Below are 26,394 nucleotides of genomic sequence, written 5' to 3'. Positions count from 1 at the left end.
AATCAGAAAAAATAAAACCAAGTTTCGGGGTTTTTCAGCAAACTGTTAGAGCAATATGTGTTTAGGTTGACGCGCCAGCGTCAAACTAAACACATGAAATTGCTCGCTAAAACAAAACCTAGAGGATCAAGCTAAAAGCTTGATGCTCTAGTGAAAGCGGGTGATGGCGAAGGGCGCGATCGGGTGCTGCGTCGCCCCCTGGGTGACCAACTGCGCCATGATTTCGCCGATGACCGGGCCCAGCTGAAAGCCATGCGCGGAAAAGCCGAAGGCGTGAAACAGGCCGGGTTCGGTGCTGCTCGGGCCGATCACCGGAATATCGTCCGGCAGGCGGGATTCGATGCCCCCCAGGCCCGAACCAACGTCGCCGCGCGCATCAACGGAAAAAGTTCGGTGGCGGTACGCGCGCTGCGGGTGAGTTTGGCGAAATCCAGCCTGATGGTATTGGTCCGCAGGTCGGCGCTGCCGAGATGGCCGCCGCCGATCATCATGGTGCCGTTGGGCATCTGTTTGAAGGAGAGCGGCCGGCCGATGCCCAACACCACCGGCTTGAGAAAGGCGGGCAGGCGGGAAGTGACCATCATCATCGGCGCGATGGGCTGCAGCGGCACGGCTTCGCCGCACTGCGCCGCCAGTGCCCCGGCCCAGGCACCGGCGCAATTCACCACGCAGGGGGCCTGATAGGTGCCGGCATCCGTCTGCGCCCGCCAGAGTCCGTCGGCGCGTGCCAGCCGGCGCACCGCGATCCCCTCTTCGATCACCACCCCGGCCTGCAGGGCGGTGTCGCGAAAGGCCATGGTGGTGTGATACGGGCTGGCGGCGCCGTCGCCGCGGGCGATCAGCCCGCCTTCCATGCCCGGCGCCAGCTCCGGCATCATCTCATACAGCTCGGCGGGGCTCAGCAGCTCCTCATGCGTATAGCCCAGCGCCCGCAGCCGCGCGGCGCGTTGCGTGGCCCAGGCCAGATCGGCCTGGGTCTCGGCCACCGCCACCTGGCCGGTGACGTGAAACCCCGTCTGCCGGCCCTCCAGCAGCGTCTCAATGTCATACCACATCTCCATCGCGGCGATGGCGAGCGGGATCTCCGCCTCGTGGCGGCGCAGCCGCCTGACCCCGCCGGCATTCACCCCCGAGGCATGGCGGGCGACATGATCCTTCTCCAGCAGCACCACGCGCAGGCCACGCCGCGCCAGCTGCAAGGCGGTGGAGCAGCCTTGGATGCCGCCGCCGATCACCAGCGCATCGGCCGGGCGCGCCATCACCCTTGGTCCATGTCCGCCAGCTCACCGATGGTAATCGGCTTCAGCGGCGGGCGGATGCGGTAATAGCCGGTCGCCTCCGGCGTCTGGCCTAGTTCCTTGGCCAGGATGAAATTCACCAGCGGTCCGCAGACCCGCCCCTGGCAGGGCCCCATGCCGGCGCGCAGGAAGGACTTCACCTGGTTCGGCCCTGCGCCCCTTGGCGGGCGGCATCGCGGACCATGCCGGCGGTGACTTCCTCGCAACGGCAGATCATCACCTCGTCCGGTGGGGTGAGGATCTCCTGGCGCGGCGCATAAAGCGCATCCAGGAACGGCCGCAGCGCCAGCTGCTTGCGCCGTGCGCCGAGAAGGGGGAGGCTTGCGCATCGCGCGCCGCGGCGCTGATCCGCCCCAGCCGGTACAGCGCCGCCAGGGCCGCGAGATGCCCCGCCGTTTCGGCGACGAGCGCACCGCCAATCCCCCGGCATCGCCGGCGACCAGGATGTTATCAACGCTGCTCTGGCCCCATTCATCCAGCACCGGCTGGAAGCAATGCTGCACAGCGTTCCATTCATGCGCGCAGCCGATCGCGCGGGTCATCTGCTGGTGCGGGATCACCCCTTCATGCAAGGCGATCAGCCGCGTCTCCAGCCGGTGGCGCTGGCCGGCGGCGGTGAAGCTCAAAGCCTGCGCTTCGCTTTCGCCTTCGATACGCAGCCCTTTCGCATGGCGGTAGAGCTTGACCCCGGCATCGCGGATGGCGGCCTTCAGCGCCAGCCCCTTGCGCAGCATCTGCCGTGCCGGGGCGTGGATCAGTGCGGTCAGATGCGGCAGCGCGGCGCGTTCATGCGCGCGGCTGGTGGTGTCCACCAGAGCAGCGGGGGCTGCCCCGGCGGCGATGCATTGCGCCGCCAGCAGATAAAGCAGTGGCCCGCTGCCAGCCAGCACCAGGCCATCCGGCACCAGCCCGGCGCTTTTCAGCAAAATCTGCACCGCCCCGGCGGTCATCACCCCGGGCAGAGTCCAGCCCGGCAGCGGCACCGGGCGCTCCAGCGCGCCGGTGGCGATGATGATCTGCCGAGCCTGCAGCATCGCCACCCGGCCCTGGCGCTTGGTCCAAACCTCGCCCTCGGGTGTTACCTGCCAGATCGCGGTCTCCGGCAGATAGGTGGCGCCGGAGGCCCGGAACGAGGCGGCCAGGGCTGCGCCGTGGGTGTAATCGGGCCCCAGCATCTGCCGCAGGGCAGGGGAGCAGCTCTCAATGCCGCGATAGATCTGCCCGCCCGGGGCCGCCTGCTCGTCCAGCAGCACCACATCGGCGCCGTGCCCGGCCAGGGTGGCGGCGGCTTGCAGCCCCGCCGGGCCGGCGCCGATGACCAGCGCGTCATGCATCACAGCGCTCATTGCCCGTCCTCCGCGGTGCCGAGGTCGAATTGCCGCGCCCCGCGCTGGCGGCGCACCACCAGCCCTGGCGTGGCGGCGGTCAGGCAGGCCTGCTGGTTGGGCATGCCGTTGATCTCGACCAGACAGTCGAAACATACACCCATCATGCAATAGGGCGCGCGCGGGGCGCCGCTCACCGGGGTGTCGCGCAGGGCGGCGACACCCGCCGCCAGCAGCGCGGCGGCGATGCTCTCGCCCGGCCTGGCCTCGATGGCCTGGCCCTCGAAGGTGAAACGGACCGGCGCCGTCAGCGTCTCAATGCGCTTGAACATGGAACCTCTGGCTGGAAAAAGGGAGAAGCTGTTCGGGCAGTTCGCCCGCGAGAATGGCCGGCGCGTAAGCGAGCGCATGCGCCCCGGCGAGGGTGACGCCGCTATGGCAGGCGGCGGAAAACGCCCCCGGATGCGCGGCGGATTGCTCATAGATCGGATGACCATCCGGGCTCATCACCCGCAGCGCCGACCAGCTGCGGATCAGCGTGGCATCGCGCAGGGCCGGGAAGATGCGCATATTGCGCGCCGCGATCTGCTGCTGCACGGAGATTTTCGTGCCGGTATCGAAGCCGACATCCTCATGGCTGTCGCCCAGCATCACCGTGCCCTCCTGGGTCTGGCGAACATTATGGGTGGGATAATCCAGGAAGCTTCGCATCCGCTCGGTCACCAGGATCTGCCCGCGCAAGGGTTGCACCGGCATCTGCAGCCCGACCATCGGCGCCAGTTCCCGGCTGCCGAGCCCGGCAGCCAGCACCAGCTTCTGGCAGGAGATCAGCGCCGTGCCGCAGGCGATACGAAAGCCGTCCGGCTGCGGGGTGATCAGCGTGACATGGCGGTTGGGGAGATAGTCCCCGCCGGCCGCGCGCAGCCCGGCCTGCAGCCCGCGCAGCAGATAGAGCGGGTTGGCGTGACCATCCATCGGACAATAGGTGGCGCCGACAACCTCGTCGCCCAGCCCCGGCACCATCGCCCGTGCCTCTGCCCGGCCGACCACGCGGGTGCCGATATCGCCGCTCTCATTGCTCATCCGGTGGATCAGCGCGGCGCGCGTCTCCAGCTCTGCCTCGCTGAGGCAGAAATAAAACCCGCCCGGCTGCTGCAGCCCAAGATGCAGGTTGGTTTCGCCTTCCAGCGCGTCGCGCAAGGCCGGCCAGAGATTGGCCGAAAGCTGCGACCAGGCGGCGTAGGCGGGCATGCCCGCTCCTTTGCCCTGGATCCATACCAGGCCGAAATTACCGCGTGCCGCGCGCAAGGCGCTGTCCCCCTCATCCAGCAGCGCGACCCGCGCGCCGCCTTTCGCCGCCCCCAGGCGATGGCGCTGCCGACCAGCCCCCCGCCAATGACGGCAAGATCATAGGATTTCACTTGCTTCCTCCGAATAGGCGATCGACGCCATAGAGCCTGTCGAGCAGAATCAGCAGGGCCGTGGTGATCGCCATGATGATGACCGAGATTGAGGCGACCAGCGGGTCCACCGTCTGCGAGATATAGTTGAACAACGCCACCGAAAGCGGCGTGTTCTGGGGCGAGGAGACGAAGATGGTCACCGTCAGCTCGTCGAACGAAGCGGTGAAGGCCAGGATGAACCCGCCAGCCAGCCCGGCCAGCAGCATCGGCATCGTCACCCGCCAAAAGGTGGTGAAGGCGCTCGCCCCCAACGAGATCGCAGCGCGCTCCACCGTGCGGTCCAGCCCCGCCACGCCGGCCAGCAGCATCCGCAGCACATAGGGCATCACCACCACCATATGCGCCAGCACCAGCCCGAGAAACGAACCCTGGATCTGGAACAGCGCAAAGAAGCGCAGCAGCGCCACGCCGAGCACGATCGGCGGGATGGTCAGCGGCGACATCGCGAAGGCGAGGATCGCATCCCGGCCGGGAAACCAGTAGCGCCCGATCGCCAAAGCCAGCGGCAGCATCAACATCGTCGCTAGAGTCGCCGCGAGCAAACCAAGCTCGATGCTTAACTCGAAGCTGGAGATGAAATCCGGGTGGTTGAGGATTTCATAGAACCAGCGCAGGGACACGCCATGCACTGGAAACGAGATATAACCGGCCGGGGTGAAGGCGACGAGGGCCACCACCACCAGCGGCGCCAGCATGAAGACCAGGAAGGCGGCATGGAACAGCCGTTCCAAGATCGAGACGCGGTTCATGCCGTCACCGCCGCGTAGCGACGCTCCAGCAGCCGGTTCCAGGCGAAGACGATGACCATGATCGCCACGATCAGCAGGCAGGCGATGGCCGCCCCTTCCGGCCAGTTCAGCGTGGTCAGGAACTGGTCATAGATCGTCGTCGCCGCCACCTTCTCGCGCCGCCCGCCGATCAGTTCCGGTGTCGCGAAGGAACTCGCGGTCAGTGAAAACACGATGATGCTGCCAGAGAGAATCCCCGGCACGATCTGCGGCAGCACGATGCGGCGAAAGCAGGTGAAGCCGCTCGCCCCAGCGATTGCGCGGCCTGCGCGGTCCGCGGATCAATCTGCCGGATCGAGGTCCAAACCGCCAGCACCATGTAGGGCACCATGACATGCGTCATCGCGATATCCATGCCGGTTTCGGTGAACAGCAGATCGACCGGGTGCGGCAGAATGCCAAGCCCGACCAGGACCTGATTGATCAAGCCCGTCCGCGCCAGCAGAATCTGCCAGCCCAGCGTGCGCACTACCACCGAGACCAGCAGCGGCCCCAGCACGACGACCAGACACAAGCTGCGCCAGCGCGGCTGCAGCCGCGAGATGATATAGGCCTCCGGCACGCCGATCAGCGCGCTGGCGATGGTGGTGACCAGCGCCAGCCGCAGCGTACGCAGAAAAATCGAGGCAAAATAAGGATCGCTCAGGATTTTTTGGTAATTCGTCAGCGACCAGCTGTGAATGATGCCCGCCGTGTCGCTATAGGCGTTGAAGCTGAGCAGGAAGGTCATCAGCATCGGCACCGCCAGCAGCACCGCCAGCAGCACCAGCGCGGGCGCGCAGAGCCAATACGGCGTGGCGGCGCGCGGACGCGGCGCGGTCTCAGCCATGCGCGGCCTCGCGCGGCAGGAACACCACGCTTTGCGCCGCCCAGTCCAGCCCGACAAGGCTGCCTTCGGTGGGCACGTCGATCCCGGCATTCTGCTGGAACACCAGCAGCTCGCCCAGCCCGCTCTCCAGCTGAAACAGCCAATGATTGCCCAGGAAGATCCGGGACTTCACGGTCGCATCCAGGCGCCCGGCGCCCGCCGCGCACAGGCTCAGCTTCTCCGGCCGCAGCGAGCAGATGAACGTCTCGCCAAGCTCTGGCGACGGCGCGTCATCCAATGTCAGCGCCTCGCCCAGCAGCACACCGGCGCCATGGCGCCGCGCCGGCACGCTGTTGCTCTTGCCCAGAAAATTCGAGGTGAAATGGCTGCCCGGCTGCTCATAGGCGGCCTGTGGCGCGTCGATGCGCATGATCCGCCCGGCCCGCATCACCGCCACCCGGTCGCTCAGCGCCATCGCCTCGTTCTGGTCATGCGTCACAAGAATCGTGGTGACGCCGAGATCGCGCTGCAGCCGGCGGATTTCCAGCTGCATATCCTCTTTCAGCTTGGCATCGAGATTGGACATCGGCTCATCGAGCAGCAGCAGGCGCGGCTGGATCACCAGCGCCCGCGCCAGCGCCACACGCTGCTGCTGGCCGCCGGACATTTGCCGTGGATAGCGATCGATGAATTGGCTCAGATGCACTTGCTCCAGCGCGCGCCTCACGCGCGTCTCGCGCTCCGCCTTGGGCACGCGGCGCATCTCCAGCCCGAAGGCGACATTTCGCGCCACCGTCATATGCGGAAACAAGGCGTAGGATTGAAACACCACGCCGATCTGCCGGCGGTTCGGCGCCACCCGGGTCAGATCCTGCCCGTCCAGCCGAATGCTGCCCGCATCCGGTGGCGCGAAGCCGGCGACCATCTGCAGCGTCGTCGTCTTGCCACAGCCCGAGGGGCCGAGGAGGGAGACGAACTCTCCCTCCTTCACGTCGAGATCCACGCCATCGACCGCCGTGACGGCACCGTAGCGGCGGACCAGACCGCGGATCTCGAGAAAGCTCATTCTCTTATTTCTCGATCTGCCGGTTCCATTGCGCCTGCCAGGCCGGCCGGGCGGCGTTCACCCTGTTCCAATCGAAAGAGACGAGGGTGGACATCACATTCGGCCCGTAGGGAATGTTCTGCGCTTGCGTCGGTGTCAGCTTCACGGTCTTGTTCACCGGGCCGGTGCCGGATTTCAGCGCGAAGATCTTCTGCACGTCGGGCGAGAGCAGATACTCGATCAATGCCTGCGCATCCTTGTTGTCATGCGCGCCATTCACCACGCAGGCGGTATCCATCAGCTCTGGCGCGCCCTCTTTCGGGTAGGCGAAGCGCAGCGGAAAGCCGGTCTGCGCTACGGAGAAGGTGCGGCTGGTGCCCCAGATCGAGGCGACGATCTCGCCGCTCTGGAAAAGCTGGGACATCGCGCCCGGTGAGCTTTCGAACGCATCCATGTTGGGGGCGATCTTCGCGGCCATGTAATCGAAGCCCGGCTGGATATTATCGCCGCCGCCGCCGTGTATTTTCGCGTACATCAGCAGCGCGTCGAGCCCGTAGGTATTGTCGAGCCCGGGCATGGCGATGCGGCCTTTATATTTCGGGTCCGCCAGATCCGCCCAGCTGCTCGGCGGCGCCCAGCCATTCTTCTTGAAGGCGTCGGCATTATACGCAATGCCCACCGCCACCAGTCCGGTGCCGACCGCATCGGGGCTGATTTTGGCGATGGAATAGACATTCTGATAATTCGGCCCCGGCTTCAGCGGCGCGCAGAAATGCAGCGACAAGGCCTGATACATCGGCCCGTCATCCATGATCGCGAGATCGATGTCCGGATGCGCCTTTTCCGCTTGCAGCTTGGCGAGCGTATCAGAGGAATTGCCGGCGATATATTGAATATGCACATGGTGCGCCTTCTCGAAGGCCGGAAACACCGCGCTCTGCATGATGGTCTGAAATGAGCCGCCATAAGCGGCAACATACAGCGTGTTGTCGGCGTGGGCCGCAGCGGGAAGGGTGGCTGCGCCTAAAGCGAGCAGGAAAAATTGTTTACGCACAGATTTTAGTCTCCCATTGGTAGGTTGAGGCTCAAATCAAGGCATTTGCGTGCCAAATCATCATTTCAACGATTGCATTGACCACTTCATTCCGTCAAATATTCGTTTTATATGTTTTCATTCCTCTTAGTTATGAAACGGGAGCGCGATGACACCGACCAGATTGCGGGAGCTGGAAGCCTTCGATGCCGTGCTGCGCTGCGGTTCGGTCACGCGGGCGGCGGAAACGCTGGGAATGTCGCAACCCGCCGTCAGCAAGCTGCTGAGTTCGCTGGAACACGGGATCGGTCTGCGGCTGTTCGAACGCGCCCGCCGCCGGCTGGCGCCGACGATCGAGGCGCTGCGGTTGCATGAGGAAGTCGCGCGGTTTTTCGTCGGTGCCCGCAGGATCGAAGAGCTGGTGCAGGAAATCCGCGTCTCCGGCCATGGCGAGCTCAGCATCGCCGCCCTGCCGATTCTGGGATTGAGCTTTCTGCCGCGTCTGGTCTCGCAATTGCGCTGCGCGCATCCGGGTTTAAAAATTTCATTCACGCTGGAAAGCTCGCGCGAGGTCCGGGAAAGTCTGCTGAACCGGACAGCGGATGTCGGTTTCGTGCTGCCTCTGCCGGACCAGGCGCCGCTGCGCCATGGCTGGACCATTCGCGTGCCGGCGGTGGCGGTCCTGGCGCCGGGCCACCGCTTGGCCGCGCGGAAAAGCCTAAACCCGGCGGATTTTCAAGGCGAGAGCTTTATCTCTCTTGGCCGCACCTACCGCATGCGACATCTGGTGGACGCGCTGTTCGATTCGGAAAATGTCATCCGCGTGCTGGATGTGGAAACCCAGAATGCCTTCGCGGCCTGTGAGCTGGCGGTGCATGGCGCCGGGGTGACGGTGGTGGATGCCATCACCGCGCGGGATTTTGCCGATCGCGCGGTGATCCGCCCGCTGGCGCCGACGGTGCCGTTTCAGTTCAACGTGCTGCTGCCGCCGAGTGCCGCACCGCCGATGCTGGTCGTGGCGCTAATTGTACAATTGAAAAAAGCCCTCGACGGCATTGGCGAGATCGAGGAAATTCAATGATATCGTTGAATTTTACATTATATAAGTGATGGACGGTTGCGCGCGAAGCCGGTGGCAGCGGCGGTGCTGCTCTTCTCGGCGGTGTCCATGGATTGTCCATAATACGGACGTGATGCGGCGTTTCGTGTTGAAGGTGGCGCCCGTCGGCCGGCAGATGCAGGGGTGCGGCCAGTGTCATAGGGCCGTGGACCAGCAATAAGGAGGACAAGCAGGAAGCTTCCAGAAGATTTGCGTGTCGCGTCTTGTTAGAATGCGACGGCTGGAGCTTTCGGCAGCACTGCCATGACCCATTATTTTCCGTTCCATCCCGCCCCGCGCCCCCAGCCCAGCTGCCGCCGCCTCTGACCTGCGACGCGCAGTTCCATGTTCTGGGCGACCCGGCGCGCTACCCGCCCGGCCGGGCGCGCATTATGAAATGCCCTCCGCGACCATCGAGCGCGCCTTGGCGATGCACAAGATTCTGGGCATCACTCGTGGCGTTATCGTGCAGACCACCACCTACGGCGCCGACCATAGCGTGGTGCTGGATGGGCTGAAGCGGGCAGGGCCGAATTATCGAGGCTGCGCCAACGCCATTCTATTCGCCACCGCCACGGATAAGGAGCTGGCGGCGCTGCATGAGGCCGGCATACGCGGGGCGCGTTTTTCCTTTCGCCAGGAGCTGGGGGTGAAACTCTCGCGCGCCGAATTCGACCGTGCCGTCGCGGTGATGCGCGAGTTAGGCTGGTATGCGAAAATCCAGCCGGAGAAGACCGGCATCATCGAAGGTGTCGAATTCTACGAAAATCTCGACATTCCGGTCCTGATCGACCATATGGCCCGCCCAGACCCGGACGCCGGGGAGACGGATGCCAATCTGCTGAAAATGACTGAGCTGCTCAAGCGCGGCAATTTCTGGGTGATGCTGTCCTTGACTGAAAAAACCTCGCGCCAGGGGCCGCCTTGGGATGATGTGATGCCGATTGCACGGCGCTATATCGAGACCGCGCCGCAGCGCTGTGTGTGGGGCAGTGACTGGCCGCACCCGATCTCGGTAAAGCCGCCGCCGAATGATGCGGAGCTGATGGAGTTTCTGTTCCGCTGCGTGCCGGACGAAGCGGAGCGACACAGCATCCTCGTCGACAACCCGCGCAGCTGTTCGGATTCTAACGTAGACTCGTTTTAAAGATCTTTGCGGATGTGGGGTGTTTTTCAAAACATCCCACATCTTTCATGTGTGTCTCAACGCGGCAGCATCGTCTCAATCCTCGCCACGCTCTCCTTCAAACGCGCCGCGATTTCCGCCGTACGCTGCTGAGACATGCGCCGGTCGATGCCTGCGGCGGTGAAGGCGGCCAGTGATTTGCCGCCTGGCGCCTCAAGCGCCACGGAAACCACCTTGGTCCCGGGAATCAGCCCATGCTCGCGGATGACATGGCCGCGCCGCTGCGTTGTCGCCACCAGCTCGCGCACCCGCGGCAGGCTGAGGCCGAGACGGCGCAGCCGTACCTCGTTCTGGGCCAGAATCTCCTCGCGCTCCCCCTCCTGCAGCCGTGCCAGCATCGCCAGCCCGGCGCTGCTCATGCCCAGAGGCCGGCGCTGGCCGACATCGACCATCAGCACCTGGATCGGGAACACGCCCAGCCGGCGCGCGACGCAGAGCGTATCCAGCCCGGTGCGCACGGTGAGGAACATGGTATCGCCGATCTCGGCCGAGATCCGCCGCAGCTCTGTCTCCGCCGCGCGCAGGAAGGGCGTGCGCCCGACCCGCGCCAGCGCCAGCATCGGGATTTGCTCGCCGATCGCGTAGCGGCGCGTCGACGGATTTTGCTCGACGATATTCTCTTCAATCAGCACCTTCAGAATCCGATGGCAGGTCGGCCGGCTGAGCCCGGTGCGCTCGGTGACATCGGTCAGTCGCACCCCGGCCTCCTGGCCGGCGGCCAGCACGGACAAGATCGCCACCGCCCGCCGGATGCTTTGCGCGCCCTCGGCCTTGCCGCTCGCGTCATCGTCCATTTCCGCCCCTTGGCCAGCCCGCGCGGCCCTTCTGGTTTTGAATTAGATGTCCACGATACGGACAAATCCAAGCCCCCGCAATTGTCCTGCCCGGCCGGGGAGCGCAGGAAAGCAGCAAGCATGCCGGCGGCACCAATAAAGCCCGGCAGCAATGAGGGGGAACGCATGAACGACGCCCAAGCCGCGTTGAGCGCCTATAGCAGCGGCCAGAAGCTGGCGATTATCGTTTCGGCGATACTCGGCTTCGGCCTGGATATGTATAACGTCCTGATCTTGACCTTCGTGCTCGGTGCCATTCGCGCCTCTATGCATCTGAGTCTCGGCCAGGCCGGGCTGATCGCCACCGCGACGCTGGTGGGCTCGGTGATTGGCGGCGCGGCCTTCGGGCTGGTCGGCGACCGCTATGGCCGCAAGACCGCTTTGCAGTGGGCACTCGCGATGTTCTCCATCGGTGCGATTCTGTCAGCCTTTTCCAACAGCTTTGAGATGCTCTTCGGGCTGCGCTTCATCACCGGCATTGGCCTCGGCGGCGAATGGGGGGCGGGGATGGTGTTGTTCAACGAGGTCTGGAACGCCCGCCGGCGGGGCATTGGCAGCGCCTGCGTGCAGGGCAGCGCCGTACTGGGCACCGCGGTGGCCTCGGTGGTTGGCATCTGGGCGCTGAAGCAATATGGCCCGGAGCTGGGCTGGCGGGTGGCGCTGCTGACCGGCGGCGCGCCGATTCTGCTGATGATCTTTGTTCGCTTCGCCATACCGGAATCAAAACTCTGGCAGGCGCATCAACATAGTCTCGCCAGCGCGCCGGCCGCGCGTCGGGTCCGGCCGGAATGGCTGGACCTGCTGCTGCCGACCTATCGGCTGCGTTTTCTGGGCGGCATCGCCTGGATCATGAGCTATATGTTCACCTTCTACGCCATTCTGGTGTTCCTGCCGACCTTGTGGATCAAGGATATGGCGGTGCCGCCGGCGGAGGTGCGCAGCATCGTGCTGATCGGAACGCCGATTTCCTGTGGCGCCTACCTGGTGTTTGGCTGGCTGAATGACCGCCAGGGCCGGCGCATCGGCGCGGTCATCCCCGGTAGCATCTGGGTCATCAGCCTGGCGCTCATGGCGTTTTTCTCCACCCAGCCTTATGCGGGGTCGCTTGTCGCCTGGCCGATGTTCTGGAGCTATCTGCTCTTCGTCATCGGCAATGCTTCGCTCGGCGTCTCCGGACCGTGGATCTCGGAGCTGTTTCCCGTCGGCATGCGCTCCACCGCGACATCGAGCATCTATATGATGGGCCGCGCCATTGGCAGCCTGGCCCGGTGGTGGTGCCGCTGGTGGCCGCCGCGGCGGGTGGCTCGCTGTTTCTGGGCATGATGATCGCGCTGCCTTCGGCTGCCTTGTTCCTGCTCATCGGCTTCATGCTGCCGGAAACTGCGCCGCGCAAAACCCGCGATGCCGCGATGACCGCCGAGACCTACGGCCAGACGACCGTCACCGCGAAGAATGGAGCGTGATCAGCCCTATGAAATTTGTCAGCTACGAAACCGCCCAGGGCGCCTCCTACGGCATCGTCCGCGGGGACGGGGTGATCGACCTCAAATCCCACTTCGGCGTGCATTGCCCGACGCTGCGTGACTTCATCGCAAGCGCCGATCACGATCTTACCAGCGTGATGCGGGCCGCGCCGGATCATCAGCTGGCGGCGTTGTGGCTGCTGCCACCGATTCCCGCGCCAGAGAAAATCCTGTGTGTCGGCGTGAATTATGCAGATCGCAACGAGGAATATAAGGACGATAAGCCAGTGCCGAAATATCCGAGCCTGTTTTTTCGCGCTCCGACATCCTTCGTTGGCAGCGGTGAGCCCCTGATCCGCCCGCGCGTTTCAGAGCAGCTCGATTATGAAGGCGAGATCGCCCTGGTGATCGGCAAGACCGCCACCAAGATTTCGCGCGAGGACGCGCATTCTTATATATTTGGTCTGACCTTGTGCAATGAGGGCACCATTCGCGACTGGCTGCATCATGGCAAATTCAACGTCACCCAGGGCAAGAATTTCGACCGCTCGGGCAGCCTTGGCCCCTGGATTGTCAGCGCCGATGCGATCGATTTCACGCAACCTTTGGCCTTGCAGACCAAAGTGAATGGCCAAGTCCGGCAGAGCGACGATACCTCCCGGCTGATATTCCCCTTCGCGGATCTGCTGGCCTACATCACCTCGTTCATGACGCTCAATCCCGGGGACATCATTGTCACCGGCACGCCGACCGGGGCGGGGGTGCGTTTCACCCCGCCGCGCTTCCTCAAGGCCGGGATGTGGTGGAGGTGAGCTGCCCCGCCATCGGCACGCTGCGCAACCAGGTGGCGGAGGAGGCGTGAGCATGCGTGATGCCGCAGATATCGCTCGGATCGCCGAGGCGCTGGACCAGGCCGAGCGCACCCGCACGCCGATGCGCCAGCTCTCCAAATCCATGCCGGATTTGAGCCTGGCCGAAGCCTACGCGATCCAGGAGCATTGGGTCCAGGCGAAGTGCGCTGCCGGGGCCATCGTCAAAGGCCACAAGATCGGCTTGACCTCGCGTGCCATGCAGACGCTGCTGGCATTGATGAGCCGGATTACGGCGTGCTGCTGGATGACATGTTCCTGGAGCCCGGTGCCGCCATCCCGCGCGCGCGCTTCATCGCGCCGAAACTGGAGGTGGAGCTGGCCTTCCTGCTGCGCAGCCCGCTGAAAGGGCCGGGCTGTACGCTGTTCGATGTGCTACGCGCCACCGAATACATCGTCCCGGCGCTGGAGATCATCGATAGCCGCACCCCGCGCGTCGATCCCGAGACCGGCATGGGCAAGACCATCATCGATAATATCGCGGATAATGCCGGCAACGCCGCTTTGATCCTGGGCGGTTCGCCGGTGCGGCCGGCTCAGATCGATCTGCGCTGGAGCGGGGCTCTTCTGCATGTGAACGGCACCATCGAGGAAACCGGGCTGGCGGCGGGTGTGCTTGGGCATCCCGCCACTGGCATCGCCTGGCTGGCGAACAAGCTGGCGGCGCATGGGGTGACGCTGGAGGCCGGCGAGGTCGTGCTGGCGGGCGCCTTCACCCGCGCGCTGGATATGCGCGCCGGGGATCAGGTGCATGCCGATTTCGGTCGGCTTGGCAGCATCTTCTGCCGGTTCGTATGAGGAAACGCCATGGAAAACCCGCCTAATCTGTTTAAGCGACGCCTCGCCGCCGGGGAGCCGTTGACTGGGCTCTGGCTCGGCCTCGTCTCCGCCTACACGGCGGAACTTTGTGCCGTCAGCGCGTTTGACTGGCTGCTGGTGGATTGCGAGCACGCGCCCAACGGCGTAGCGAGCACGCTGGCGCAGTTGCAGGCCATTGCCCCTTACGCGGCGCAGCCGGTGGTGCGCCCGCCGATTGGCGATACCGTTCTCATCAAGCGCTATCTCGATATCGGCGCGCAGACGCTGCTGATCCCGATGGTGGAAACCGCCGCGCAGGCGCAGGCGCTGGTTGCAGCCACGCGCTACCCGCCGGAGGGTGTGCGCGGTGTCGGAGCGGCCTTGGGCCGGGCCTCGCGCTGGGGCCGTGCCGGCGGCTATCTCACCGGCGCTGCCGAGGAGATTTGCCTGCTGGTGCAGATCGAGACCGTCACCGGCATGGAAAATCTCGAGGCCATCGCCAGCGTGCCCGGCATAGACGGCGTCTTCATCGGCCCATCGGACCTCGCCGCCTCCTACGGCCATCTCGGCCAGCCGCAGCATCCCGACCAGCGCAGGATGATCAGCGATGCCGTCGCACGGCTGCGCCGGCTCGGCAAACCCGCCGGCATTCTGGCGACCGACGACGCCTTCGCCCGCGACTGCCTGGCCGAAGGATTCGGCTTCGTCGCGGTGGGCACGGATGTCGGGCTGCTGGCGCGCGGTGTCGATGATCTCGCCGCCCGCTTCAAGGGCAGCGCCGCCCCTACTCCCCGTCCGTCCGGCTATTGAAAAGGGTCTGATCATGGCGTCTCGTCGCACTAGCATCTATATCGACGGGTTCAAGCATGTGAACCCGATCCCCGCCGCCTGTGTCATCGACCGCGTGCTGGTCTCAGGGCTGGTGATCGGCGCGGACCCGCAGACCGGCGCGCTGCCGCCCAGCCTGCCCGAACAGGCGGCCAATATGTACACGCATATGCGCCGGATCATCGAGGCAGCGGGCGGCGGGCTTGAGGATATTCTGAAGGTCACCGTCTGGATGAACGACCGCAATGCCCGCGAGGCGATCAATCCTGGATGGCTGGCGATGTTCCCGGACGAGGCATCTCGCCCGGCGCGCGCGACAATGAGCCGCGTGCTGGGGGGCGAAAAGCTCGTGGAGGCAGAATTCATCGCGATCTTGCCGGAGGCCTCTTAGCGCCTCAGGCTTTCGGTTTAGCGAGCAATTGGGGGGGTATTTTGCCGGTGGCGCGTCAATCTAAACACATATTGCTCTCACGATGGTTTCAAGGCGAGCTTGGGAAGAGTTTATAAAGGTCTTGGTTTATCGAGGCATTTTGCAAAAACCAAGTGTCTTGCTCGCCGCCTCTTTCGAAAAAATCGAAAAACGATTTCCAGTCTTATCTTGATTTATAAAGGGTGGTGGCCCGGAGCCCGGCTCACTGCTTTGGTGTTTGCTTGATCGCCGGCTTGACGATCATTTCTCCCAGCGACGCATAGACCGGACCTGCCACCCGCGCGATCGGATTGAGCATATGTGTGTCGATTTTGCCATCGCGCAGAAGCCCAGGGCGGATATGGAATTTGATCACCTCGCCGACGATCAGCCTGCTTCGGGTTTCGCCGAATTCCAAGCAGGTACGAAAACGGCATTCCATCGCCACGGGGGCCACCACCAGCCGAGGGACGCTGATCTCCTCAGAGGCGGTGGTTTCCAGCCCGATCTCGTCAACCTCGCTGATGTCGCTTGGATATTCGATGGCGCTTTGATGCACGGCATCGATCTGTGAAACATCCGCGACATGCACGACAAACTCCTCGCGCGTCAGGATATTGCGTGAAGTATCCTTGTACACCCCGGCTTTGTGACCGATGCTGATCCCCAGCATCGGCGGCTTGGGCGCCAGAAAGGTGAAGGCGCTGAAGGGGGCGAGATTGATAATTCCGGCCTCGGACAGGGACGTCACCCAGGCAATCGGGCGCGGCACGATCATGCCGGTGAGAAGCTTGTAGGATTGCTCGGCGCTGAGTGAAGCGGGGTCGATGATCAAAGATAAGCTCCGTGTGGTGGTCCCGCGCGGCATATTTGGCGGCGCAAATGGATGGTGTTCCCAGTATGCTGTCGGCTCGTGGCCTCTTCCAGAACCGCTGGGATGAAGTGTCCGGATCGTGGACCTTCATTCTTCGCCCCGCCTGGCGGTGCTCTGATGACCCAGCCTGTTCAGGCAGCCAGGCCGCGCGGTGCCGCGCCAATAGCCGACAAAAGCCTTGATCTGAAAGGAGTGGCTCCAGTATTTGCCCCAGGCGGAGACTTAGAGCAGCTTGGCGAAACTCGCCGCATGGCGATCGGGAAATCCATAGGCGCCACACCCCTCGATCTGCCGGAAACATGCCTGGGCAACGCAATCGTCTCGCCATGCTCGAACGGACAGACCGAGGGGCAGATCACGCGCCTTTGCGCCCCAGAAGATTAGCCCTTGTTGATCGCCGCCGCGCTATCTTATGGCAAACCCAAACTCCAAGCCCGCAGATAGCGATGACCTGCCGCCCAAGGTCGATAAAAGCCTCTATTACGCCAATGATGTCCCGCAACCAGGCAGCTAGGCTTTCGCAGCACTTTCGTAATTGTAAAATCCGCGCCCGGATTTGCGCCCCATCCATCCGGCATTCACATATTTCACAAGCAGCGGGCAGGGCGGTATTTGTCTTCGCCCAGTTCCGCATGAAGCACGCGCATGATCGAAAGCAGCGTGTCCAGTCCGATAAAGTCGGCAAGTGCCAGTGGTCCCATCGGATGATTGGCGCCGAGCTTCATCGCGTTGTCGATCGAATTCGCGTCCGCAACGCCTTCCGCCAGCATGAAGATGGCTTCATTCAGCATCGGGCAAAGCAGGCGATTGACGATAAAACCCGGGGCATCCTGCGCAACCGCGGCCGTCTTGTTGAGTTGCGCGGCAAGTTTTGTCGCCAGTTCGTAGGTTTGTTCCGAGGTGGCCAACCCACGGATGATCTCGACCAGCTTCATCATCGGGACGGGATTGAAGAAATGCAGCCCGATGAATTTATCCGGCCGGCCGGACAACGCGGCCAGAGCGGTAATGGAAATCGAGGATGTATTGGAGGCCAATATCGTCTCTGGCGCCAGAACATCCTTGAGTTCCGCGTAGATCGCCTCTTTGATCTGCAGGGATTCCGGAACGGCTTCGATGACGATATCGGTTCCGGCCAAGGCGTGATAATCGGTCGAGCTGATCAGGCGCGCAAGCGCGCTGGCTTTGTCGGCTTCCGTTATCGTCGCCTTGGAAACCTGCCGTTCCATGTTTTTATGGATCGTGGCAAGGCCTTTATCCAAAGCCGCCGCGAACGCGTCCACGAGCACCACGTCAAAACCGGATATCAGCGCCGCGTGAGCGATGCCGTTTCCCATCAAACCCGCGCCGATGATACCGATTTTGCGGATGCTCATGATTAAAGGGCCTTCTCTAGTTCGGGCAGAATCGTGAACAGGTCGCCGACAAGTCCGTAATCGGCCACCTGAAAGATCGGCGCGTCCTCATCCTTGTTGATGGCGACGATGACCTTGGAGTCCTTCATGCCGGCCAGATGCTGAATGGCGCCCGAAATGCCAACCGCGATGTAAAGTTCGGGGGCGACGATTTTACCGGTCTGGCCGACCTGATAATCATTGGGCACGAAGCCCGCATCCACGGCGGCGCGTGACGCGCCAACAGCGGCGCCAAGCTTGTCGGCGATCGGCTCGATCAGCTTGGCGAAATTATCGCCCGCCTGCATGCCGCGGCCGCCCGAGATGATGATGCGGGCGGCGGTGAGTTCCGGCCGCTCGGACTTGGAAATCTCCTCGCCGACATAGGCGGATTTTTCCGCGGGGCGGGCCGCGGAAACCGCCTCAACCGGCGCCGCGCCGCCTTCCGTAGCGACCGGATCAAAGGACGCCGCGCGCACGGTGATGATTTTCACCTTGTCAGCGGATTTGACGGTCGCCATGGCGTTGCCGGCATAGATCGGCCGGACGAAGGTATCGGCATCGACGACATCCGAGATATCGGAAATAGGCTGCACGTCCAGCAGCGCCGCGACACGGGGCAGGACGTTTTTTCCGGACGCGGTGGCAGCCTGCAGAATATGGCTGTAATTTCCAGCAACCGACATGATCACCGCGGCCATCGGTTCAGCGAGGTGATGCGCATAAGCCGCGTCATCCGCCACCAGCACCTTGGACACGCCAGCGAGTTTCGCGGCCTGTTCCGCGATGTTGCTAACATTTTCGCCCGCGAGGAGGACATGCACATCGCCAAGCCGGGCCGCCGCGGCAATGGCCGAGCGTGACGGCTGCTTGATGCCGGCGGCGTCAAAATCAAGGATCACCAAAGACGTCATGATCAGATCACCTTTGCTTCGTTGCGGAGTTTCTCGACCAGGCTGGCCACGTCCGGCACCTTGATGCCAGCTTTGCGCGTCGGTGGCTCGCTGACATTGATCAAGGTCAAACGTGGCGTGATATCCACGTTAAGATCGGCCGGCTTGAGCGTATCGATGGTTTTTTTGCGGGCTTTCATGATGTTCGGCAGCGACGCGTAGCGCGGCTCATTCAGCCGCAAATCCGCGGTGATGACGGCCGGCAGGGTCAGTTTCACCGTCTCCAGGCCGCCGTCGATTTCGCGGGTCACGGTCGCGGCGCCATCGGCGATCTCAACCTTGGAGGCGAATGTCGCCTGCGGCCAGTCGAGCAGGGCGGCGAGCATCTGCCCGGTTGCGTTCATGTCATCGTCGATCGCCTGTTTGCCGAGGATCACCGCCTCAACATCTTCCTTCAGCGCCACTTCCTTCAGGATCTTGGCGACGGCCAAAGGTTCAACGGCAGTTTCGGTTTCCACCAGAATGCCCCGGTCAGCGCCCATGGCCAGCGCGGTCCGGATGGTTTCCTGGGCCTGGGTCACGCCGATCGAGACCGCGATGATCTCAGACGCGATGCCCTTTTCCTTCAGGCGAACGGCTTCTTCCACGGCGATTTCATCGAAGGGGTTCATCGACATTTTCACGCCGGCGGTTTCCACGCCAGACCCATCGGATTTGACGCGAACCTTGACGTTATAGTCGACCACCCGCTTCACGGCGACCAGCAATTTCATTTTGATACCTCTGAACTGTCCCTCGAAGGGTCATCCTTGATATGCGATGCCCGACGCTTTGGATAGCCTTTATTTACTCGCGAGTAAATAAACTCAGCCGAGCTGTTTCAGCCTGGTGATGGCCTCTTTGACATCCTCCAAAGGCCCGCAATAGCTGAGGCGGAAATACCGGCCGCCGCGTTGCGCGTCGAAATCCAGCCCCGGCGTCGCGGCGATATTCTGCGCCGCCAGCAAGCGCGCGCAGAAGGTGGCACTGTCCTGCGCCCGGCCTTCGATGTCGGCGTAAAGGTAGAAGGCCCCATCGGGCGGGGAGAATGTGGAGAAGCCGGCCTCCCGCAACCCCGCCATCAGCAGCTCCCGGGCATGGGCGTAGCCGGCGCGATTCGCTTCCAGTTCCACCCGGCAATCCATGGCGGCCTCGGCCGCCACCTGCGCGATATGGGGCGGGCAGATGAACATATTCTGGGCGAGGCGCTCGGTGATGCGCACCATGTCCTCGGGCAGCACCATCCAGCCGATCCGCCAGCCGGTCATGGAAAAATACTTGGAAAACGAGTTGATGACGATAGCACTCGCAGAAAACTGGGCGGCTGAGGCCTGCGGCTTGCCGTAAGTGAGGCCGTGATAGATCTCGTCCGAGATCAGGCGAATCCCGGCCGCATCGCAATAATGGCAAAGCGCTGCCAGCTTGTCCGCCGGGAGCATCGAGCCGGTGGGGTTCGCCGGGCTGGCGACGATCAGCCCATCAGGCTTGCGGGGCAGGGCGTCGAGCATTTCCACCGTCGGCTGAAACCCTGTCTCGATGCCGCAGGGCAGGACCAGCGGCCGCAGCCCAAGTGCCAGTAAAATATTGTAATAAGGCGGGTAGTAGGGGGCCGCGAGCGCGACCACGTCGCCAACATCGAAGCTGGACAGAAAGGCCAGGGGAAATCCGCCCGAGGCGCCGACGGTCACCGCGATGCGGTTGGGCGGCACCTCTATGCCGTACCATTCGGCGATATGCCGGGCGATCCGGGCTTTCAGCGATGGCAGGCCCAGCCCGTCAGTATAGCCCAAGGCGGCGCCGCTCCGCAGCGCGGCCTCAACGGCCTCACGCGCCCCGCTGGGCAGGCCGGTCCCCGGTTGACCGACCTCCATGCGTAAAATCTTCGCCTCACCGGCTTGCAGGCTTGCCGCGCGCTGGTTGGCGGCGAGGATGACATCCATCACCTGAAAGGGCGGGACGAGCCGTCCCGCGCCGATTTTCAGGGCCAATTCAGCGCCCGCCGATGGCCAGTCCGTTGGCGCCCGGCGCCGTGCTGGCGCGGCAGCTGGCCTCGCCACCCGGGACATTGTTCGGGCAGGAGATGATGTTGGCGCGGCCAGGGGCGGGGATGGGGGCGTTTTGGCCGGTCAACGCATTGTCCAGACCAATGCGCGCGGCCGCCGCCGCGGCGTTCTGCCCGGTGCCGGTGGCCGCCGCCCGGAAGGCATCATTGCCGCCGGTATAGGCCATCTCGGCAGCCAGATCCGGCGTTGGGGCGGTCCTGGGCGAGGCGGCCAGCAAGATGCCGGTGCCCGGCGCAATCCGCCCCGTGCCAAAGAGATTATTCATCGAGGTCACGCAAATCACCGCGCCGCCCTTTTTGTCCAAAGCCATGAAGCTGGCCGAGGCGGGCAGCGCCCGTCCGGCAGCGTCAGGCGATACGGGCAGGCTGGCGACCTGATATCCCCCCTGCTGCGTTATGTCCGGCGCGCCATAGTGCGGTGTCGCATTCACAAGATCGCCTGTGGTCAGGCCGCCGCCGGCCTGGTCGGCGGCCTTTGCGAATTGCGCCGCCCCCATGCCCGCATAGAGCCCGTTGACGCCGTTCACACGCAGGCTCTCCAGCGTCGCGGCGAGGTCGGGCTGCTGCAAATTGGCGCCCGCCGCCAGCAAGGTGCCGCCGGGGCGAACACCGCCGCAGCCTGCGGGTCTGCCAGCAGGGCGTTGCCCACCACCTGGAGATCACTCTCCAGGGCCTGCGAGACCGGGGCCCCCCGGCCAGCCGTTCGGCCGGGACAATCACGGAAGATAGCGGCAATTGGCCATAGCGCACCTGCATCGCCAGGAGTCCGCGCGCCAGCAGCGGCACGGCGGCCGGGCGGTCGCCGCTCGTCTGTGCTGGAAGCCCAGCAGGGAAGCTCAGCATGACCGGCTTCTGCATTTTCCCATCCGGGCCGGGCATCTTGATGATGCAGGCACCGCCGCCGCCGAGCCCGCTGCGGGAGGGCAGGGTCACCGCCTGGGCGAAGCCTTCAGCCGCCGCCGCGTCAACCGCATTGCCGCCACGGTTCAGGATATCACGCCCAATCACCGCCGCCTCGGGCGCATCGGCCACGGCGTAACCGAACTGGGAGGGCACCGTTCCGGAGGTCGGGCTGCCGTCATTCAAGCCGAGCAACTCATGTCCGAGAGAGTGGCCGACACCGCAGCCGGTGAGCAGGGAAAGGGCGGCGAGGGCGCCGAAGGCGCGAAGGCGGTTCTGCAAGTTAATTGACCCTTGAGACACGTGACCCGGTTTGCTTAGCCGTGAACGCCATGACTCGCAACGCCAGCCTCACGGTACGGCCAAAGACGGGTTTTCCAGGAAGACGACATCCCGCCCCTGGCGCTGCAGCACCTGCCCGCCATCGATCACCAGCGTCTGGCCATGGAAGGCGGGGCTGGCGAGAATAAAATCGATCGCGTTCAAAATCTGATCCGGCGTACAGCCCTGGCCCATCAGGTTATTGCGATGGCTGCGCTCGAACTCCGCTTCCGACTGCAATTTGCTGATCAGGGTCAGGCCGGGTGCAATGCCGGCGACGCGCAGCGTTGGCGCCAAGGCCATGGCGTGCATCTGGATCATGCCATGCAGCGCGATTTTCGACAGGCTATAGGAAAAGTAATCCGGGTTGAGGCCAAACACCTTGTTATCGACGATGCTGATCGCAACGCCGGCCCGATTCCGGCTGACCAGGGATTTATACATAAATTGGGTGAGCAGCGCCGGGGCGAAGAGATTGACCCGCATATGCGCGTCCAGCCCCGCCGGCGTCACCGAAACCGCGCTGTCATAGTCAAAGCCGGAGGCGCTGTTGATCAGCAGGCCGATGGGGCAGATGCTGTCACATTGGCGGAAGGCCGCCTCGACCTGTTCCGCATCGCCCAGATCGGCGCCGACCGCGCTGGCATGTCCACCGGCGGCGATAATGTCGCGGACAACCTGGTCAGCTCCCTCGGCGGCCTTGTGGTAATGCACGAAGACATGGCGTTCGCTTGTGCCCAGATGCCGCGCGATGATGCCGCCCAGCCGCCGCCCGCCTCCGGTAACCAAGACGCCTTCCATGATGTTCCCTCTTCGACCGATAACTGCCCTGAGGGAAATAGACGAGCCGCCCGGTAAACCCAAGCCCCGGCTGGCGGGTGATATTGGTCCAGAAAAAACGCCCCTTGTTGCGGCGCGTGGGGCAAAAAAATCGCACGAGATGTCGCCGGTCGGCAATAAGCTCCTGAATCCTGTAGGGAATTCGTGTTTGGGCTTGCCAGAGCGGTTCAGCCGGTGCATTGCGCAGCCTGTATGAAGGCCTAAATTGATCGAATGCCAGCTTCCCAGGAGTGCGCTTTGTTGAAGACACCTGATCTGCCCGCGACGGCCGCGCCGCAAATTTTGACGCATTTGCAGCGCCTGGAAGCCGAGGCGATTCATATCATGCGTGAGGTGGTGGCGGAGAGTGAAAACCCCGTCATGCTGTACTCCGTGGGCAAAGACAGCGCGGTGATGCTGCATCTCGCCCGCAAGGCATTCTACCCCTCGCCCCCGCCATTTCCGCTTCTCCATGTCGATACGACCTGGAAGTTCAAGGCCATGTATGAGCTGCGGGACCGCATGGCCAAAGAGAGCGGCATGGAGCTGCTCGTCTATCAAAATCCGGAAGCGAAAGAGAAAGGCATCAATCCTTTCGATCACGGCCCCTTGCACACGGATATGTGGAAGACCGAGGGGCTGAAGCAGGCGCTCGACAAATACGGGTTTGACGCGGCCTTCGGCGGCGCGCGCCGGGACGAGGAGAAGAGCCGCGCGAAAGAGCGGATTTTCTCTTTCCGGTCAGCCAACCATCGCTGGGACCCGAAGGCGCAGCGGCCGGAATTGTGGAATCTCTATAACGCCAAGAAAAACAAGGGCGAAAGCATTCGCGTTTTTCCCATATCCAACTGGACCGAGCTGGATATCTGGCAATATATCCAGCTGGAGCGCATCCCGATCGTGCCGCTTTATTTCGCGGCTGAACGCCCTGTCGTGGAGCGTGACGGGTTGTTGATCATGGTCGATGATGACCGGTTTCGCCTGCGCGATGGTGAAACGCCGGTTATGAAATCCGTCCGGTTTCGCACGCTCGGCTGCTATCCTCTGTCGGGTGCGGTTGAAAGCAAGGCTCAGTCCATCAGTGAAGTGATCCAGGAAACCCTGCTCACCACCACCTCCGAACGGCAGGGGCGTGTGATCGACAAGGATGCAGGTGGTGCCAGCATGGAAAAGAAGAAGCAGGAGGGATATTTCTGATGCCCGAAATTCAGACCGGCTCCTATAAGGTCGATGCGCTGATCGCCGAGGATATTGACGCTTATCTCCTGCAGCATCAGCATAAATCCCTGCTGCGCTTCATCACCTGCGGTTCCGTCGATGACGGAAAATCGACTCTGATCGGGCGCCTGCTGTATGATTCAAAAATGATCTTCGAGGATCAGCTGGCGGCGCTTGAGTCCGATTCCAAAAAAATCGGTACGCAAGGGCAGAATATCGATTTTGCATTGCTGGTTGATGGCCTCGCGGCCGAACGCGAACAAGGGATCACCATCGACGTCGCCTATCGGTTCTTTGCGACCGAAAAGCGGAAATTCATCGTCGCCGACACGCCAGGTCACGAGCAATATACGCGAAACATGGTGACGGGCGCCTCCACGGCTGATCTTGCCATCATTCTCGTGGATGCGCGCAAGGGCATTTTGACCCAGACCCGCCGCCACTCTTATCTGGCCCATCTCATCGGCATCCGCCACCTCGTGCTGGCGGTGAACAAGATGGATCTGATCGGATATGATCAGCAGACATATGATCGCATCGTCGAAGAATATAAAAGCTTTTCGCAAAGCATAGGGATCAAGTCATTCACCCCCATGCCGATCTCCGGATATGTGGGCGACAATATCACCGAGCGCTCCAAGAACACGCCCTGGTATACGGGCGTGCCTCTGGTCGAGCTTCTGGAAAATGTTGAACTGGATGTGACGGCGGACCAGGGCAAGGCGTTTCGCATGCCGGTGCAATGGGTGAACCGGCCGAATTTGGATTTCCGCGGCTTCTCCGGTCTCGTCGCGACGGGCCTCGTCAAGCGCGGTGATGCCATCCGTGTCCTGCCGTCCGGAAAGACCTCTTCGATCGATCGGATCGTGACATTCGACGGGGATCTCGAGCAGGCTGTCGCCGGCCAGTCCGTGACGCTGTGCCTGACCGACGAAATCGATTGCTCGCGCGGCGATGTGATCACCTCGGCCGATGAACCGGTGCAGGTTGCCGACCAATTTGAAGCGACGATCGTCTGGATGGCCGACGAGATGATGACGCCTGGCCGGTCCTATTGGATGAAGATCGGAACACAGATTGTTTCGGCTTCAATCCAGGCGCCCAAATATCAGATCAACGTCAATACGCTGGAGCGGACGGCGGTCAAGACGCTTGAGTTGAACGCGATCGGCGTCGCGAATATCACCACCGATCGCGCGATCCCGTTCGAAGCCTACGAGACCAACCGAACGCTGGGTGGCTTCATCATCATCGAAAAGATGACGAACGCGACTGTTGCTGCCGGGATGCTGCATTTCTCTCTCAGGCGGTCTCAAAATGTGCATTGGCAAGCGCTGGATGTGTCGCGGGATGTTCGCGCCAGCCTGAAAAATCAAAAGCCAGTGGTGCTTTGGTTCACGGGGCTTTCCGGGGCAGGGAAGAGCACGATTGCCAATCTGGTCGAGAAAAAGCTGGTCCGGATGAACCGGCATACATTCCTGCTCGATGGTGACAATGTTCGTCATGGCTTGAACAAGAATCTTGGCTTCACCCAGGCGGACCGTATCGAAAATATTCGCCGCGTCGGTGAGGTCGCGAAGCTGATGACGGATGCCGGGTTGATCGTCATCACCGCCTTCATTTCGCCGTTCCGCTCGGAGCGCGACATGGTGCGGCAGATGATGGCGCCGAATGAGTTCGTCGAAGTGTTTGTTGATACGGCCTTGGAAGAGGCGGAACGGCGGGATGTAAAAGGGCTGTATAAGAAGGCGCGATCCGGCGAATTGAAGAATTTCACCGGGATCGACAGCCCCTATGAGGCGCCGCTCGATCCAGAGATTCGTATCGATACGTCCAGGATGACGCCTGAAGAAGCCGCGGATATGATCGTGGAAAGGCTGATTCCGTGACAGATCTTGAATTGGCCAAGGCCATCGCGGAGGCGGCGGGGAAATTGTTGCTTGAGCTGCGGGGGACGAACTTGTTCTCCGGCAAGGCGTTGGGAAAGGCCGGGGATCGCGTCGCGAATGCCTTCATCATGGAGGCGCTTGCGGAAAATCGTCCTGATGATGCTGTGCTCTCTGAAGAGGAAAGAGACAATCCCTCCCGGCTGCAGGCGGAGCGTGTCTGGATCGTCGATCCGTTGGATGGTACGCGCGAATATGCCGAAGGCCGCGATGATTGGGCGGTTCATGTCGGCCTCGCGATCAATGGCGTGGCCAAAATTGGCGCGGTCGCTCTTCCCGCAAGCGGTGTGGTCATGCTCTCCGAACCTCAGGACGTAAAGCAGAGCCCTGAAAAATTGCGAATGCTGGTCAGCCGGTCGCGGCCGGCCAAGGAAGCGCTTGATGTCGCCGAGGCTCTGGGGGCTGAGTTGGTGCCGATGGGCTCTGCGGGCGCCAAGGCGATGGCGGTTCTGCGTGGTGATGCCGATATCTATCTCCACACGGGAGGGCAGTATGAATGGGATAATTGCGCCCCGGCAGCTGTTGCTTTGGCGGCTGGACTGCATGCCTCACGCGTGGACGGAACTGATCTGGTCTATAACAACGCCGATCCTTATCTGCCGGACCTGCTGATCTGTAAGAAAGAATTGGCGCCTCACGTTTTTCAAAAACTATCCGCGTGCCGGCCGGTTGAATAACGGAAG

Annotated in this window: 27 protein-coding genes and 3 pseudogenes; 12 read left to right on the top strand and 18 right to left on the bottom strand. The window is 62.9% G+C overall.

Annotated features, from left to right (window positions below; translation table 11 throughout):
- Positions 1-147: 147 nt before the first annotated feature.
- The 9 genes and pseudogenes from GT370_RS09810 to GT370_RS09770 all read right to left on the bottom strand — a co-directional run bounded on the left by GT370_RS09810 (position 148) and on the right by GT370_RS09770 (position 7,781).
- Positions 148-1,259 (bottom strand): annotated as a pseudogene (locus GT370_RS09810) (NAD(P)/FAD-dependent oxidoreductase).
- Positions 1,259-2,644, bottom strand: a complete 1,386-nt coding sequence (locus tag GT370_RS09805; RefSeq protein ID WP_270184299.1) for an NAD(P)/FAD-dependent oxidoreductase — start codon at positions 2,642-2,644, stop codon at positions 1,259-1,261. Before GT370_RS09805 ends, GT370_RS09810 begins: the two are co-directional and overlap by 1 nt.
- Positions 2,641-2,955, bottom strand: a complete 315-nt coding sequence (locus tag GT370_RS09800; protein WP_008491942.1) for a (2Fe-2S)-binding protein — start codon at positions 2,953-2,955, stop codon at positions 2,641-2,643. Before GT370_RS09800 ends, GT370_RS09805 begins: the two co-directional genes overlap by 4 nt.
- A complete protein-coding gene (locus tag GT370_RS09795; RefSeq protein WP_270184298.1) occupies positions 2,939-3,931 on the bottom strand; it encodes an NAD(P)/FAD-dependent oxidoreductase in 993 nt (330 codons plus the stop codon). The genes GT370_RS09800 and GT370_RS09795 overlap by 17 nt, the downstream gene beginning before the upstream one ends.
- A gap of 109 nt (positions 3,932-4,040) precedes the next feature.
- Positions 4,041-4,835, bottom strand: a complete 795-nt coding sequence (locus GT370_RS09790) for an ABC transporter permease (protein WP_008491945.1) — start codon at positions 4,833-4,835, stop codon at positions 4,041-4,043.
- Positions 4,832-5,077, bottom strand: a complete 246-nt coding sequence (locus GT370_RS09785; protein ID WP_270184377.1) for a hypothetical protein — start codon at positions 5,075-5,077, stop codon at positions 4,832-4,834. The genes GT370_RS09790 and GT370_RS09785 overlap by 4 nt, the downstream gene beginning before the upstream one ends.
- On the bottom strand, positions 5,035-5,703 hold the full coding sequence (locus GT370_RS09780) for an ABC transporter permease (RefSeq protein ID WP_270184297.1): 669 nt from the start codon (positions 5,701-5,703) through the stop codon (positions 5,035-5,037). Before GT370_RS09780 ends, GT370_RS09785 begins: the two co-directional genes overlap by 43 nt.
- A complete protein-coding gene (locus GT370_RS09775; RefSeq protein WP_008491947.1) occupies positions 5,696-6,748 on the bottom strand; it encodes an ABC transporter ATP-binding protein in 1,053 nt (350 codons plus the stop codon). The genes GT370_RS09780 and GT370_RS09775 overlap by 8 nt, the downstream gene beginning before the upstream one ends.
- Before the next feature lie 4 nt (positions 6,749-6,752).
- Positions 6,753-7,781 (bottom strand): ABC transporter substrate-binding protein, encoded by a 1,029-nt coding sequence (locus GT370_RS09770; protein WP_008491948.1) that lies wholly within the window; start codon positions 7,779-7,781, stop codon positions 6,753-6,755.
- Between the two features lie 148 nt (positions 7,782-7,929).
- On the opposite strand from GT370_RS09770, the gene GT370_RS09765 reads away from it, so the two are divergent.
- Together GT370_RS09765 and GT370_RS09760 are read left to right on the top strand one after the other, a co-directional pair.
- Positions 7,930-8,841, top strand: coding sequence for a LysR substrate-binding domain-containing protein (locus tag GT370_RS09765; protein ID WP_008491949.1), 912 nt, complete (start codon positions 7,930-7,932; stop codon positions 8,839-8,841).
- Between the two features lie 415 nt (positions 8,842-9,256).
- Positions 9,257-10,006 carry an amidohydrolase family protein gene (locus tag GT370_RS09760; protein WP_270184296.1) on the top strand — a complete coding sequence of 250 codons (750 nt, stop codon included), beginning with the start codon at positions 9,257-9,259 and terminating at the stop codon, positions 10,004-10,006.
- Between the two features lie 56 nt (positions 10,007-10,062).
- Here GT370_RS09760 and GT370_RS09755 read toward each other — a convergent pair whose 3' ends face one another.
- On the bottom strand, positions 10,063-10,839 hold the full coding sequence (locus GT370_RS09755) for an IclR family transcriptional regulator (RefSeq protein ID WP_008491951.1): 777 nt from the start codon (positions 10,837-10,839) through the stop codon (positions 10,063-10,065).
- Positions 10,840-11,004: 165 nt separating this feature from the next.
- Between GT370_RS09755 and GT370_RS09750 the strand changes: the two genes are divergently transcribed.
- The 7 genes from GT370_RS09750 to GT370_RS09720 are packed head-to-tail and all read left to right on the top strand — an operon-like array spanning position 11,005 to position 15,227.
- On the top strand, positions 11,005-12,201 hold the full coding sequence (locus GT370_RS09750; RefSeq protein ID WP_270184295.1) for an MFS transporter: 1,197 nt from the start codon (positions 11,005-11,007) through the stop codon (positions 12,199-12,201).
- Complete coding sequence (locus tag GT370_RS09745) at positions 12,162-12,341, top strand: hypothetical protein (RefSeq protein WP_270184294.1); 180 nt, start codon at positions 12,162-12,164, stop codon at positions 12,339-12,341. Before GT370_RS09750 ends, GT370_RS09745 begins: the two co-directional genes overlap by 40 nt.
- Positions 12,342-12,349: 8 nt before the next feature.
- Positions 12,350-13,153 carry a fumarylacetoacetate hydrolase family protein gene (locus tag GT370_RS09740; RefSeq protein WP_270184293.1) on the top strand — a complete coding sequence of 268 codons (804 nt, stop codon included), beginning with the start codon at positions 12,350-12,352 and terminating at the stop codon, positions 13,151-13,153.
- Positions 13,154-13,205: 52 nt separating this feature from the next.
- Positions 13,206-13,556, top strand: coding sequence for a hypothetical protein (locus GT370_RS09735; RefSeq protein WP_270184292.1), 351 nt, complete (start codon positions 13,206-13,208; stop codon positions 13,554-13,556).
- Positions 13,448-14,008, top strand: a complete 561-nt coding sequence (locus tag GT370_RS09730) for a fumarylacetoacetate hydrolase family protein (protein ID WP_270184291.1) — start codon at positions 13,448-13,450, stop codon at positions 14,006-14,008. The genes GT370_RS09735 and GT370_RS09730 overlap by 109 nt, the downstream gene beginning before the upstream one ends.
- Positions 14,009-14,068: 60 nt before the next feature.
- Positions 14,069-14,818: an aldolase/citrate lyase family protein gene (locus GT370_RS09725; RefSeq protein ID WP_270184290.1), complete on the top strand. Its 750-nt coding sequence runs from the start codon at positions 14,069-14,071 to the stop codon at positions 14,816-14,818.
- Positions 14,819-14,831: 13 nt separating this feature from the next.
- A complete protein-coding gene (locus GT370_RS09720; protein WP_008491958.1) occupies positions 14,832-15,227 on the top strand; it encodes a RidA family protein in 396 nt (131 codons plus the stop codon).
- 241 nt (positions 15,228-15,468) lie between these two features.
- On the opposite strand, the gene GT370_RS09715 is transcribed toward GT370_RS09720, so the two are convergent.
- The 8 genes and pseudogenes from GT370_RS09715 to GT370_RS09680 form a co-directional block, all read right to left on the bottom strand.
- Positions 15,469-16,080 carry a flavin reductase family protein gene (locus tag GT370_RS09715; RefSeq protein WP_008491959.1) on the bottom strand — a complete coding sequence of 204 codons (612 nt, stop codon included), beginning with the start codon at positions 16,078-16,080 and terminating at the stop codon, positions 15,469-15,471.
- A 549-nt stretch (positions 16,081-16,629) separates the two neighbouring features.
- A pseudogene (locus GT370_RS09710) lies at positions 16,630-17,456 on the bottom strand (3-hydroxyacyl-CoA dehydrogenase NAD-binding domain-containing protein).
- A gap of 41 nt (positions 17,457-17,497) precedes the next feature.
- Positions 17,498-18,427 (bottom strand): electron transfer flavoprotein subunit alpha/FixB family protein, encoded by a 930-nt coding sequence (locus tag GT370_RS09705; RefSeq protein WP_008491962.1) that lies wholly within the window; start codon positions 18,425-18,427, stop codon positions 17,498-17,500.
- 2 nt (positions 18,428-18,429) lie between these two features.
- Complete coding sequence (locus GT370_RS09700; RefSeq protein ID WP_008491964.1) at positions 18,430-19,179, bottom strand: electron transfer flavoprotein subunit beta/FixA family protein; 750 nt, start codon at positions 19,177-19,179, stop codon at positions 18,430-18,432.
- A gap of 93 nt (positions 19,180-19,272) precedes the next feature.
- Positions 19,273-20,433, bottom strand: a complete 1,161-nt coding sequence (locus GT370_RS09695; protein ID WP_008491965.1) for a pyridoxal phosphate-dependent aminotransferase — start codon at positions 20,431-20,433, stop codon at positions 19,273-19,275.
- A gap of 1 nt (position 20,434) precedes the next feature.
- Positions 20,435-21,097, bottom strand: a complete 663-nt coding sequence (locus tag GT370_RS09690) for a gamma-glutamyltransferase (protein WP_270184289.1) — start codon at positions 21,095-21,097, stop codon at positions 20,435-20,437.
- A gap of 163 nt (positions 21,098-21,260) precedes the next feature.
- A pseudogene (locus GT370_RS21395) lies at positions 21,261-21,515 on the bottom strand (gamma-glutamyltransferase); the annotation flags it as partial.
- Between the two features lie 243 nt (positions 21,516-21,758).
- The gene (locus tag GT370_RS09680) at positions 21,759-22,529 is read right to left on the bottom strand and encodes an SDR family NAD(P)-dependent oxidoreductase (protein ID WP_008491967.1); all 771 of its coding nucleotides are present in this window, start codon (positions 22,527-22,529) and stop codon (positions 21,759-21,761) included.
- Between the two features lie 252 nt (positions 22,530-22,781).
- Between GT370_RS09680 and cysD the strand changes: the two genes are divergently transcribed.
- Genes cysD through GT370_RS09665 form a run of 3 tightly spaced genes read left to right on the top strand, consistent with a single transcriptional unit; the run spans position 22,782 to position 26,388 of the window.
- Positions 22,782-23,744, top strand: coding sequence for a sulfate adenylyltransferase subunit CysD (gene cysD / locus GT370_RS09675; protein ID WP_081822251.1), 963 nt, complete (start codon positions 22,782-22,784; stop codon positions 23,742-23,744).
- Positions 23,744-25,654, top strand: a complete 1,911-nt coding sequence (gene cysN / locus GT370_RS09670; RefSeq protein WP_008491970.1) for a sulfate adenylyltransferase subunit CysN — start codon at positions 23,744-23,746, stop codon at positions 25,652-25,654. Before cysD ends, cysN begins: the two co-directional genes overlap by 1 nt.
- Positions 25,651-26,388: a 3'(2'),5'-bisphosphate nucleotidase CysQ gene (locus GT370_RS09665; RefSeq protein ID WP_008491972.1), complete on the top strand. Its 738-nt coding sequence runs from the start codon at positions 25,651-25,653 to the stop codon at positions 26,386-26,388. The genes cysN and GT370_RS09665 overlap by 4 nt, the downstream gene beginning before the upstream one ends.
- Positions 26,389-26,394: the final 6 nt, after the last annotated feature.

Origin of the sequence: Acidocella sp. MX-AZ03, from assembly GCF_027626035.1 — a bacterium.
Classification (GTDB): domain Bacteria; phylum Pseudomonadota; class Alphaproteobacteria; order Acetobacterales; family Acetobacteraceae; genus Acidocella; species Acidocella facilis.
This window is presented reverse-complemented; position numbering and strand designations above follow the sequence as displayed.

Bases quoted from the DNA above. Each gene is read 5' to 3' on its own strand.
- GT370_RS09805 (WP_270184299.1), bottom strand. From the start codon at position 2,644: ATGAGCGCTGTGATGCATGACGCGCTGGTCATCGGCGCCGGCCCGGCG.
- GT370_RS09800 (WP_008491942.1), bottom strand. From the start codon at position 2,955: ATGTTCAAGCGCATTGAGACGCTGACGGCGCCGGTCCGTTTCACCTTC.
- GT370_RS09790 (WP_008491945.1), bottom strand. From the start codon at position 4,835: ATGAACCGCGTCTCGATCTTGGAACGGCTGTTCCATGCCGCCTTCCTG.
- GT370_RS09780 (WP_270184297.1), bottom strand. From the start codon at position 5,703: ATGGCTGAGACCGCGCCGCGTCCGCGCGCCGCCACGCCGTATTGGCTC.
- GT370_RS09775 (WP_008491947.1), bottom strand. From the start codon at position 6,748: ATGAGCTTTCTCGAGATCCGCGGTCTGGTCCGCCGCTACGGTGCCGTC.
- GT370_RS09765 (WP_008491949.1), top strand. From the start codon at position 7,930: ATGACACCGACCAGATTGCGGGAGCTGGAAGCCTTCGATGCCGTGCTG.
- GT370_RS09760 (WP_270184296.1), top strand. From the start codon at position 9,257: ATGCCCTCCGCGACCATCGAGCGCGCCTTGGCGATGCACAAGATTCTG.
- GT370_RS09755 (WP_008491951.1), bottom strand. From the start codon at position 10,839: ATGGACGATGACGCGAGCGGCAAGGCCGAGGGCGCGCAAAGCATCCGG.
- GT370_RS09750 (WP_270184295.1), top strand. From the start codon at position 11,005: ATGAACGACGCCCAAGCCGCGTTGAGCGCCTATAGCAGCGGCCAGAAG.
- GT370_RS09740 (WP_270184293.1), top strand. From the start codon at position 12,350: ATGAAATTTGTCAGCTACGAAACCGCCCAGGGCGCCTCCTACGGCATC.
- GT370_RS09735 (WP_270184292.1), top strand. From the start codon at position 13,206: ATGCGTGATGCCGCAGATATCGCTCGGATCGCCGAGGCGCTGGACCAG.
- GT370_RS09720 (WP_008491958.1), top strand. From the start codon at position 14,832: ATGGCGTCTCGTCGCACTAGCATCTATATCGACGGGTTCAAGCATGTG.
- GT370_RS09705 (WP_008491962.1), bottom strand. From the start codon at position 18,427: ATGACGTCTTTGGTGATCCTTGATTTTGACGCCGCCGGCATCAAGCAG.
- GT370_RS09700 (WP_008491964.1), bottom strand. From the start codon at position 19,179: ATGAAATTGCTGGTCGCCGTGAAGCGGGTGGTCGACTATAACGTCAAG.
- GT370_RS09680 (WP_008491967.1), bottom strand. From the start codon at position 22,529: ATGGAAGGCGTCTTGGTTACCGGAGGCGGGCGGCGGCTGGGCGGCATC.
- cysD (WP_081822251.1), top strand. From the start codon at position 22,782: ATGCCAGCTTCCCAGGAGTGCGCTTTGTTGAAGACACCTGATCTGCCC.
- cysN (WP_008491970.1), top strand. From the start codon at position 23,744: ATGCCCGAAATTCAGACCGGCTCCTATAAGGTCGATGCGCTGATCGCC.